4 protein-coding genes are annotated in these 5,038 nt (G+C 47.2%); 2 read left to right on the top strand and 2 right to left on the bottom strand.

Annotated elements, in window-relative coordinates:
- Nucleotides 1–2,251, top strand: a 2,251-nt coding sequence (locus PX484_RS12235) for a helicase-related protein (RefSeq protein ID WP_288104031.1), incomplete at its 5' end; no start/stop codon positions are given.
- A gap of 13 nt (nucleotides 2,252–2,264) precedes the next feature.
- Here PX484_RS12235 and PX484_RS12230 read toward each other — a convergent pair.
- Nucleotides 2,265–3,218 (bottom strand): tetratricopeptide repeat protein, encoded by a 954-nt coding sequence (locus tag PX484_RS12230; protein WP_287768099.1) that lies wholly within the window; start codon nucleotides 3,216–3,218, stop codon nucleotides 2,265–2,267.
- Between the two features lie 264 nt (nucleotides 3,219–3,482).
- Here PX484_RS12230 and PX484_RS12225 point away from each other — a divergent pair, with 264 nt between their 5' ends.
- A complete protein-coding gene (locus tag PX484_RS12225; protein ID WP_002801863.1) occupies nucleotides 3,483–3,992 on the top strand; it encodes a YceD family protein in 510 nt (169 codons plus the stop codon).
- A 61-nt stretch (nucleotides 3,993–4,053) separates the two neighbouring features.
- On the opposite strand, the gene PX484_RS12220 is transcribed toward PX484_RS12225, so the two are convergent.
- Nucleotides 4,054–5,016, bottom strand: a complete 963-nt coding sequence (locus tag PX484_RS12220) for a glycosyltransferase family 9 protein (RefSeq protein WP_287668598.1) — start codon at nucleotides 5,014–5,016, stop codon at nucleotides 4,054–4,056.
- Nucleotides 5,017–5,038 lie beyond the last annotated feature (22 nt).

The raw sequence follows: 5,038 nt of genomic DNA, 5'->3' as shown, positions 1-5,038 counted from the left end.
GCGCTTTTATTTCGCCAATAAAGAGGGATTATTCCCGCTGCTCGACCCAAAACAGAGCAAAGTTAACCCGAAACTACGCTCAAAAGTCGGCCACGGCAAACCCCGACGCTTAAAACGAGAAGATTGTCCCACCATCGCCTCCATTGTCACCACGCTGCGGGACAAGGATATGCTCCCGGCCATTTACGTCATTTTCAGTCGGAAAGGTTGCGATCAGGCGATTCGAGAGCTAAAAAACCTCAATCTCGTTAATCCAGAAGAAGCTAGAGCCATTTACTACCGGTTACTCATTTTCTTTCTGGAAGATAATCCCAATCTGCAAGAACTCGCCCTTTCCTTCTTTGCCGTCGAAAATCCGCCCCTACACCAAAAATTACTGGCTTTTTTCGCTAATAACCCCCAGTCTGACGAGCAACTCCTCAGCCTCTTAACCGCCGACCCCGAGACGAAAAATCAACTGTTTGAATTCCTAGCCAGTGCTTCCCAACTGGTGCGCGCCGACCAAGTGGAACCCCTCACCCGGGGCTGTGGTGTTCACCATGCTGGGATTTTACCCCTCTGGAAAGAATTAGTCGAACAACTCTTTGAAGCCGGTTTAATTAAGGTGGTTTTTGCCACCGCTACCCTCTCGGCCGGGATTAATATGCCCGCCCGCACCACCGTCATCTCGGCCCTCTCCAAGCGCACCGATGATGGTCATAGTATGCTGACTCCCTCGGAATTTGTCCAGATTGCCGGCCGGGCCGGTCGCCGGGGAATGGACGCGGTGGGCCATGTGGTGACAGTACAAACGCCCTTTGAAGGGGCAAAAGAAGCGGCTTTTCTGGCCACCGCCCAACCGGAACCCCTGCAAAGCTGTTTTGCGCCCAGTTACGGCATGGTCTTAAATCTCCTGCAAAAACACAGTCTAGAGGAGGTAAAAGACCTCTTAGAGCGCAGTTTCGCCGAATATCTCGCTCGTTTGAAGTTAAGCCCCGAACGACAACAGATTACCGCCTTAACCACCGAATTAGCTAAGTTGGATATGGAGTTAGCCGGTATCGAGCGGGAGCAGGTCTTCAGTTACGAAAAGCTACGGGAAAGACTGCGGGAAGAAGAAAGACTGTATAAAATCCTCGCTAGTCAGTCAGAGGCCCAGAAAAGACAGGAAATACATCTAAAATTGCCGAATATTCCCGTCGGAACTATCCTCCATCTCAAGGGCAAACATATTAAGGTTCCCGTCCCCGTCCCCGCTATCTTTGTCAATACCCTGCACGGAGCCGGTCAAGTGCGAACTCTTGTTTGTTTAGGCAGTGATAATCGCTGGTATTTAGCCGCCTATGCCGATATTAGCGAGATTGATCGAGGTTTTATCACTCCTGCGGCATTAGGCGAACTGATACCCCCTTCCCTAGAAGCTGTTTCCCTAGGAGGGTGGCGCAAGGGTGAGGAAAATACTCAGGCGATCGCCGATTTAATCCCCCAACAAGTGCAGGGCATCCCACCAGTGGCGGAACTGGCAACACAATCACAAAAAATTGAAATTGTCAATAGTCAAATTGCCGCTCATCCCCTGCAAAAACGCAAAAATCCGGGGCGATTGATGAAATTATACTACGATCGAGAGCTTGCTCGCGATAAGTTACACAAGACCCAGATTAAATACCAAAAACAACAATCGCGTAAATCCTACTACTGGGAAGAATTTCTGAATCTAATCGAGATTTTGCGAGAATTCCAAGCATTAGAGGTTTATTTGCCCACTCCCCTCGGAGAAGCGGCGGCCACTATTCGCGGGGAAAATGAACTCTGGTTAGGATTAGCGATGATGTCCGGAGATTTGGACAGATTGACTCCTAGCCAACTAGCCGCCGCCATCAGCGCCATGATTACGGAACCCCCTCGCCCCGATACTTGGTGCAATTACCCGCCTGTGCCAGAAGTTATCGATATTTTGCGGCAAGGAGAAGGAAATTCCCCCGGTCTGCGAGAAGTTCGCCGTTTACTCTATCAAGCTCAATCTCGCTACGATATCACTATTCCCGTCTGGTTAGAAACCCAACTGATGGGGATTGCCTCCCGTTGGGCCCAGGGGACATCCTGGCCGGAATTGTGCGAAAATACTAGCCTCGATGAGGGAGATCTAGTGCGATTATTGCGGCGCACCGTCGATGTTCTCTGGCAAATTCCCCAAATTCCCCGGGTTTCCCAAGTCCTTAAAGATAATGCCCGTCTCGCCGTCACAGCCATGAAGCGCTTTCCTTTATAAATTGACCGCTCTTTTAAACAATGGGAGATGGTAGGGAAAGTAACTGTTGGTGAATCTGCTCGATTAGGGCTAAAATTTGCTGATAATTTTGGTGCAATCCCTGGTGATAGAGGTGATTTGCTCCTTGATTTAAATCCGCTAAAGCCGATTGATAATAACCCAATTGATGCCGCAGTAATCCCCTTCTAATATAGGCATCGGCATAAAAAGGATCGATGGCAATCGCTCGATTTAAATCGGCGATCGAGCGTTCGTATTCACCTAATTGGTGAGCGGTACAAGCTAGATTATAGTAGGCTGAGGCGTTATTTTTATTTAACTGGAGAGCTTGATTAAAATCCGCTTTGGCTGAGGTAAAATTGTGGAGGGCTAAATGAGATAAACCTCGATCATTATAAATAGTGGCTAAAGTGTCGGGTTGCTGGTTAGTAACTTGACGCAAGGATTGATTAAAATCGGCTAGGGCAAGGGGATAATTTTTCATGGCCGCCTGAACTAAACCCCGATTATAGTAGGCTTGATAATAGGTGGGTTTTAGTCGGATAGTCTGGTTATAATCGGTCAGCGCCTGTGGATAATCTCCCAAACGATAAAAAGCTAAACCCCGATGGAAATAGGCTAGATAATTATCGGATTGCTGTTGTAAAGAGCGGGTGCAATCTTGCCAAGCGTGGAGATAATCCTGCAAATAAATCTCAGTTAAACAGCGATTACTGTAGGCTAGGGCCAAGTTATTTTCCTGTTCGACCGACTGATTGAAATCCTGCAAAGCTTGCTGATAATTACCTGCCTCTAGTTGTTCAATTCCCGATCGCACCCAGTAGGATAAATGTACTGGTTGAGCCGCTTTTCCCTGCCGAGGCCATCCCCCCAGCACAAGCGAGCAGAGCAGTGCAACCATAACCAATCCACCGAGGCGAGGAAGAAAATTTTTCAAAACCGTTGACATAGGAGTACCTTTGTGCATATACTCCCAATTCTGAGGAAACTTTCTCGATCGATCAACAGACAGCCTGTCAAATGCAGGAGACTCCGAGACAGGAGACTCCGAGACGGTCGGCAGGGGATTATTTTTATTTATTCTCCCCACTTCATAATTCATAATTCATAATTCATAATTCCTACACTCTGGGCTGCGATAAACTAATAAAAGAAAGATTGTCACCGAGCAATTATGATGGCGTTACTCGCTAACGCAGTTGACACCCGATAAATGATACAGGAGTTATCTATGGAAACTATTTTTATCCCCCACCTCCTCAAATCTCCTGATCGACAAAGAGTGATCATCATCGATAATTTTATCCCCGGTCTAGAAACCTTGACACCGGTGCGGGGGACCTTGCTGGTTAGACATGGGGGGAATTTTTTGGAAGTATCGGTGAAAGCAGAAACCATCGTCACCTTAACCTGCGATCGCTGTTTACAACAATATAATCATCGTCTGCAATTAAACACTTCCGAATTAATCTGGCTAGACAAAAATAAAGACTACGATAGCTCCTATCCTCTAGAGCGAGAAATAGCCTACGAAGACCTCTCGGAAACCCTCGATCCTAACGGGGATTTTGACCCGCAAATGTGGTTATACGAGCAGTTGTGTCTAACTTTGCCCCCCCGTCAACTCTGCGGAGCCAATTGTCAACCACCCGATTTTTTTCTTCCGGAAAATACTGCCATCGATGGTCGTTGGGCCTCCCTAGAATCCTTGAAAAGTCAGTTATCTCAATCGCAAAATTGAGCCTTGATGCTGATTTTTTTCGGGTTTCGAGCCACAAGAAAAGCGATCGAAACCCGATTTTTTACCGGCCCCAAATCTTTTTCAGGACAGTTTCGGGGGTAATATCGGCGACTTTTCCCGTATTAGCCTCAATATATCGATGCAGCTCTCCCCCACTCGGTAAAACTCTCTTAGACAACGAAGGAACCAGCAGAGATAGGGTATAGGTTCCCACGGCCACGGCTAACTGTAAAGGGACACTTTCGGTAGCTAACAATAAATTAGCCCCGGCGATCATAGCCGCCATTTTACCGATATCGCCCGTTCTCGACACTTTTAAGTTATTATCCATGGCCTTGAGGGCTAAAACCCAAGCTTCATCCAATTCTCCCTGGATCGCGACAATTGGTAAATCCGGTTGTTGATGGCGAATACCTTGGATAATTTCTAGCCAACTCTCTAGGGGATAAAGCGTTTCCAGTCCTTGGCTGATGCTGAGATCGCTACCGCCGGCGTAGAGGAGAATATAGCCGCTATCCTTGATATTGAGGCGTTGCTGCTCCATTTCGGCCCAATCGATATCATCGCGATTCAAGGTTAGTTTTAAAGGTGGACAGGGTGCGGCAATCTTTAACCCTTTGACCAGTGCCTGATAATGATCCGCTAGATAGCCTTCCGTTGGCCGGGGTACTTGTTGCGATAAGAACCAGCTGCCATTATTTTCGTAGCCTATACGGTTAGGAACACCATTTAACCAGAGTAAAAGATTGATAGCAGGACGATTGGTGAGACTAATGGCGATTTCGTACTCCCGGTCCCGAATTACTCCCAAAATATTTAAATAATCCGCTAATCCGTACTGATCTCGATAGTCAAATAAAAGCACTTCCTTAACCTGGGGACAGAGACGATAGGCAGCTTTTGCCCTAGGTTCGACCAAAACATCAATGCTGCTTTGGGGGTAAGTTTGCTGGAGGGTTTCTAGAGTGGGAAAAAACAGCAGTTGATTGCTAATTCCTCCCGGTACAAGGGTTAATATTCGCATTTTATCTGGATATACCTGAATC

Origin of the sequence: Microcystis sp. M49636_WE2 (assembly GCF_030065375.1) — a bacterium.
In the GTDB taxonomy this organism is placed as follows: Bacteria; Cyanobacteriota; Cyanobacteriia; order Cyanobacteriales; family Microcystaceae; genus Microcystis; species Microcystis aeruginosa_C.
This window is presented reverse-complemented; position numbering and strand designations above follow the sequence as displayed.